This window comes from Dyella sp. 2RAB6, from assembly GCF_052115385.1.
GTDB lineage: Bacteria > Pseudomonadota > Gammaproteobacteria > Xanthomonadales > Rhodanobacteraceae > Dyella_D.
On the sequence record NZ_JBFRGP010000045.1, the window covers coordinates 1 to 5,433 of the forward strand.

Here is a 5,433-nt window from a genome sequence, read left to right on the forward strand (position 1 = left end):
GCAGCAAGAAATACTTCGCAGCAGGTGTTGACGGACCGGAAAGACGATGTAGAATGGGCGGCTCACCCGGGACGAAACGTCTCGGGGCAATTCGGAAGAACGGGTTGCAAGTGATTGATCTTTGACAGTGTGCGCAGGTGACTTGTGTGGGCGTCTTGCGTTGGATGGGCAACTGTCCAAACAAATGCAAGCGTCTAACCTAAGAGTCAATTCAAAAGCTTGACGTTTTATGGTTAGGACTAACGCTTCAGAAAGATAGATCAACTTCGGTTGGTCGAAAACTTAAGTGAAGAGTTTGATCCTGGCTCAGATTGAACGCTGGCGGCATGCCTAACACATGCAAGTCGAACGGCAGCACAGCAGTAGCAATACTGTGGGTGGCGAGTGGCGGACGGGTGAGTAATGCATCGGGACCTGCCCAGACGTGGGGGATAACGTAGGGAAACTTACGCTAATACCGCATACGTCCTACGGGAGAAAGCGGGGGATCGAAAGACCTCGCGCGGTTGGATGGACCGATGTTCGATTAGCTTGTTGGTGAGGTAATGGCTCACCAAGGCGACGATCGATAGCTGGTCTGAGAGGATGATCAGCCACACTGGGACTGAGACACGGCCCAGACTCCTACGGGAGGCAGCAGTGGGGAATATTGGACAATGGGCGAAAGCCTGATCCAGCAATGCCGCGTGTGTGAAGAAGGCCTTCGGGTTGTAAAGCACTTTTATCAGGAGCGAAATACTGTCGATTAATACTCGGCGGGGCTGACGGTACCTGAGGAATAAGCACCGGCTAACTTCGTGCCAGCAGCCGCGGTAATACGAAGGGTGCAAGCGTTAATCGGAATTACTGGGCGTAAAGCGTGCGTAGGCGGTTCTTTAAGTCTGCTGTGAAATCCCCGGGCTCAACCTGGGAATGGCAGTGGATACTGGAGAGCTAGAGTGTGATAGAGGATGGTGGAATTCCCGGTGTAGCGGTGAAATGCGTAGAGATCGGGAGGAACATCAGTGGCGAAGGCGGCCATCTGGATCAACACTGACGCTGAGGCACGAAAGCGTGGGGAGCAAACAGGATTAGATACCCTGGTAGTCCACGCCCTAAACGATGCGAACTGGATGTTGGTCTCAACTCGGAGATCAGTGTCGAAGCTAACGCGTTAAGTTCGCCGCCTGGGGAGTACGGTCGCAAGACTGAAACTCAAAGGAATTGACGGGGGCCCGCACAAGCGGTGGAGTATGTGGTTTAATTCGATGCAACGCGAAGAACCTTACCTGGCCTTGACATGTCTGGAATCCTGCAGAGATGCGGGAGTGCCTTCGGGAATCAGAACACAGGTGCTGCATGGCTGTCGTCAGCTCGTGTCGTGAGATGTTGGGTTAAGTCCCGCAACGAGCGCAACCCTTGTCCTTAGTTGCCAGCACGTAATGGTGGGAACTCTAAGGAGACTGCCGGTGACAAACCGGAGGAAGGTGGGGATGACGTCAAGTCATCATGGCCCTTACGGCCAGGGCTACACACGTACTACAATGGTCGGTACAGAGGGTTGCAATACCGCGAGGTGGAGCCAATCCCAGAAAGCCGATCCCAGTCCGGATCGAAGTCTGCAACTCGACTTCGTGAAGTCGGAATCGCTAGTAATCGCAGATCAGCTATGCTGCGGTGAATACGTTCCCGGGCCTTGTACACACCGCCCGTCACACCATGGGAGTGAGTTGCTCCAGAAGCCGTTAGCCTAACCGCAAGGAGGGCGACGACCACGGAGTGGTTCATGACTGGGGTGAAGTCGTAACAAGGTAGCCGTATCGGAAGGTGCGGCTGGATCACCTCCTTTCGAGAACGACAGAACCACTGACGTAAGACGTCCACACAAGACACCTGCATATCCGCACGCCAACGGCGTGAAAGGCGCGCTCCGCAAGGAGCGGCCTTGAAAGCTTTATGGGTCTGTAGCTCAGGTGGTTAGAGCGCACCCCTGATAAGGGTGAGGCCGGTGGTTCGAGTCCTCCCAGACCCACCACTATGGGGCCATAGCTCAGCTGGGAGAGCACCTGCTTTGCAAGCAGGGGGTCGTCGGTTCGATCCCGACTGGCTCCACCAGTTCGTAAGCGGATATGTAGCGCACACAAAAGATTTCTGAAGCGAGACGGCACTGTGGCCGGTTTCGTGTTCTTTGAAAATGTAAACGAGTGACAAGCGTCTTGGTTCGAAACCGAATCGAGATGTGTCGTTGAGGCAATTAAGCGAACGCGTTGTTTGGAGATGTAATCCCGAGGCGACTTGGGGTTATATGGTCAAGCGACCAAGCGTATACGGTGGATGCCTTGGCGGTCAGAGGCGATGAAGGACGTGGCAGCCTGCGAAAAGTGTCGGGGAGCTGGCAACAAGCTTTGATCCGGCAATGTCCGAATGGGGAAACCCACTGCGCAAGCAGTATCACTGAGTGAATACATAGCTCTGTGAAGCGAACCCGGGGAACTGAAATATCTAAGTACCCGGAGGAAAAGAAATCAACCGAGATTCCGTCAGTAGCGACGAGCGAACGCGGACTAGCCCAAAAGCACAGCATGTTTTAGCCGAACGGTTTGGAAAGGCCGGCCATAGCAGGTGATAGCCCTGTAGGCGAAAAGGCACGTTGTGTGAAATTGAGTAAGGCGGGGCACGTGAAACCCTGTCTGAACATGGGGGGACCATCCTCCAAGGCTAAATACTCCTGACCGACCGATAGCGAACTAGTACCGTGAGGGAAAGGCGAAAAGAACCCCGGAGAGGGGAGTGAAATAGACCCTGAAACCGTATACGTACAAGCAGTGGAAGCCCGCAAGGGTGACTGCGTACCTTTTGTATAATGGGTCAGCGACTTACTGTCAGTGGCGAGCTTAACCGTCTAGGGGAGGCGAAGGGAAACCGAGTCTGAATAGGGCGCATAGTCTCTGGCAGTAGACCCGAAACCGAGTGATCTATCCTTGGCCAGGTTGAAGGTGCGGTAACACGCACTGGAGGACCGAACCCACATCTGTTGCAATAGATGGGGATGAGCTGAGGATAGGAGTGAAAGGCTAAACAAACTCGGAGATAGCTGGTTCTCCTCGAAAGCTATTTAGGTAGCGCCTCGTATGTATCTTCCTGGGGGTAGAGCACTGTTATGGCTAGCGGGTCATCGCGACTTAGCAAACCATGGCAAACTCCGAATACCAGGACAGACTGTACGGGAGACACACGGCGGGTGCTAACGTCCGTCGTGAAAAGGGAAACAACCCAGACCCGCAGCTAAGGTCCCCAAGTTAGTGCTAAGTGGAAAACGATGTGGGAAGGCACAGACAGCCAGGAGGTTGGCTTAGAAGCAGCCACCCTTTAAAGAAAGCGTAATAGCTCACTGGTCGAGTCGGCCTGCGCGGAAGATTTAACGGGGCTAAGCACTACACCGAAGCTCGGGGTGCACACTATGTGTGCGCGGTAGAGGAGCGTTCCGTAAGCCTGTGAAGGTGGGTTGAGAAGCCTGCTGGAGGTATCGGAAGTGCGAATGCTGACATGAGTAACGATAATGCGGGTGAAAAGCCCGCACGCCGAAAGCCCAAGGTTTCCTCGCGCAACGTTCATCGGCGCAGGGTGAGTCGGCCCCTAAGGCGAGGCAGAAATGCGTAGTCGATGGGAAGCCGGTTAATATTCCGGCACTTGTCTGCAGTGCGATGTGGGGACGGAGAAAGTTAGGTCTACCGGGCGTTGGTTGTCCCGGGGAAAGGCGGTAGGTGGTGATCTTTGGCAAATCCGGGATCACATACACCGAGCACCGAGACGAGCCCTTTTGGGCGAAGTGACTGATACTACGCTTCCAGGAAAAGCCACTAAGCTTCAGCTGCAGAGAAACCGTACCGTAAACCGACACTGGTAGGCAGGGTGAGAATCCCAAGGCGCTTGAGAGAACTCGGGTGAAGGAACTAGGCAAAATGGCACCGTAACTTCGGGAGAAGGTGCGCCCTTTTTGGTGGCTACATGCGTAGCTGAGCTGAGAAGGGTCGCAGTAACCTGGCCGCTGCGACTGTTTATCAAAAACACAGCACTCTGCAAACACGAAAGTGGACGTATAGGGTGTGACGCCTGCCCGGTGCTGGAAGGTTAATTGATGGGGTCAGCCGCAAGGCGAAGCTCTTGATCGAAGCCCCAGTAAACGGCGGCCGTAACTATAACGGTCCTAAGGTAGCGAAATTCCTTGTCGGGTAAGTTCCGACCTGCACGAATGGCGTAACGACAGCGGCGCTGTCTCCACCCGAGACTCAGTGAAATTGAAATCGCTGTGAAGATGCAGCGTTCCCGCGGCAAGACGGAAAGACCCCGTGAACCTTTACTACAGCTTCACACTGAACGTTGAGTTCTTCTGTGTAGGATAGGTGGGAGGCTATGAAACCGAGACGCTAGTTTCGGTGGAGCCATCCTTGAAATACCACCCTGAAGTGCTTGACGTTCTAACCTAGGTCCGTAATCCGGATCAGGGACCGTGTGTGGTGGGTAGTTTGACTGGGGCGGTCTCCTCCCAAAGAGTAACGGAGGAGCACGAAGGTACGCTCAGCGCGGTCGGACATCGCGCACTGTGTGCAAAGGCATAAGCGTGCTTGACTGCGAGATCGACGGATCAAGCAGGTACGAAAGTAGGTCTTAGTGATCCGGTGGTTCTGTATGGAAGGGCCATCGCTCAACGGATAAAAGGTACTCCGGGGATAACAGGCTGATACCGCCCAAGAGTTCATATCGACGGCGGTGTTTGGCACCTCGATGTCGGCTCATCACATCCTGGGGCTGTAGTCGGTCCCAAGGGTATGGCTGTTCGCCATTTAAAGTGGTACGCGAGCTGGGTTCAGAACGTCGTGAGACAGTTCGGTCCCTATCTGTCGTGGGCGTTGGAGATTTGAGGGGGGCTGCTCCTAGTACGAGAGGACCGGAGTGGACGTTCCGCTGGTGTTCGGGTTGTCATGCCCATGGCATTGCCCGGTAGCTACGAACGGAAGTGATAACCGCTGAAAGCATCTAAGCGGGAAGCACGCCCCAAGATGAGATCTCCCGAGTCCCAGAGACTCCTTAAGGCCCCATCTAGACTAGGTGGTTGATAGGCGCGATGTGGAAGTGCAGCAATGCATTGAGCTTACGCGTACTAATGAGCCGTGCGGCTTGACCATATAACCCCAAGACGCTTCGCAGTCCTTAGCGAACATCTCAATTCACCAGACGCTTGTCACTCGTTTACCCCTTTGCGGGGCTTGGCGCATCAACCTGCGCTGCCCCCACCCCTTCCCTGGCGAAGATAGCGCTGTGGCCCCACCCGATCCCATCCCGAACTCGGAAGTGAAACGCAGCTGCGCCGATGGTAGTGTAGCTTGCTATGCAAGAGTAGGTCATCGCCAGGGGCTTTATCCTAAAAACCCTCACCTCACGGTGGGGGTTTTT

The 5,433-nt window shown here is 54.6% G+C and carries 2 tRNA genes and 3 rRNA genes; all 5 read left to right on the forward strand.

Annotation, left to right across the window (positions count from 1 at the left end):
• Positions 1-283 precede the first annotated feature (283 nt).
• The 5 genes from AB4083_RS22775 to rrf all read left to right on the forward strand — a co-directional run bounded on the left by AB4083_RS22775 (position 284) and on the right by rrf (position 5,393).
• Positions 284-1,828 (forward strand): 16S ribosomal RNA (locus AB4083_RS22775).
• Positions 1,829-1,937: 109 nt separating this feature from the next.
• Positions 1,938-2,014 (forward strand) — tRNA-Ile (locus AB4083_RS22780).
• Between the two features lie 4 nt (positions 2,015-2,018).
• Positions 2,019-2,094, forward strand: a tRNA-Ala gene (locus AB4083_RS22785).
• Positions 2,095-2,286: 192 nt separating this feature from the next.
• A 23S ribosomal RNA gene (locus tag AB4083_RS22790) occupies positions 2,287-5,165 on the forward strand.
• 115 nt (positions 5,166-5,280) lie between these two features.
• A 5S ribosomal RNA gene (gene rrf / locus AB4083_RS22795) occupies positions 5,281-5,393 on the forward strand.
• Together the 16S, 23S and 5S rRNA genes with 2 tRNA genes alongside form the textbook arrangement of a ribosomal RNA operon.
• Positions 5,394-5,433 lie beyond the last annotated feature (40 nt).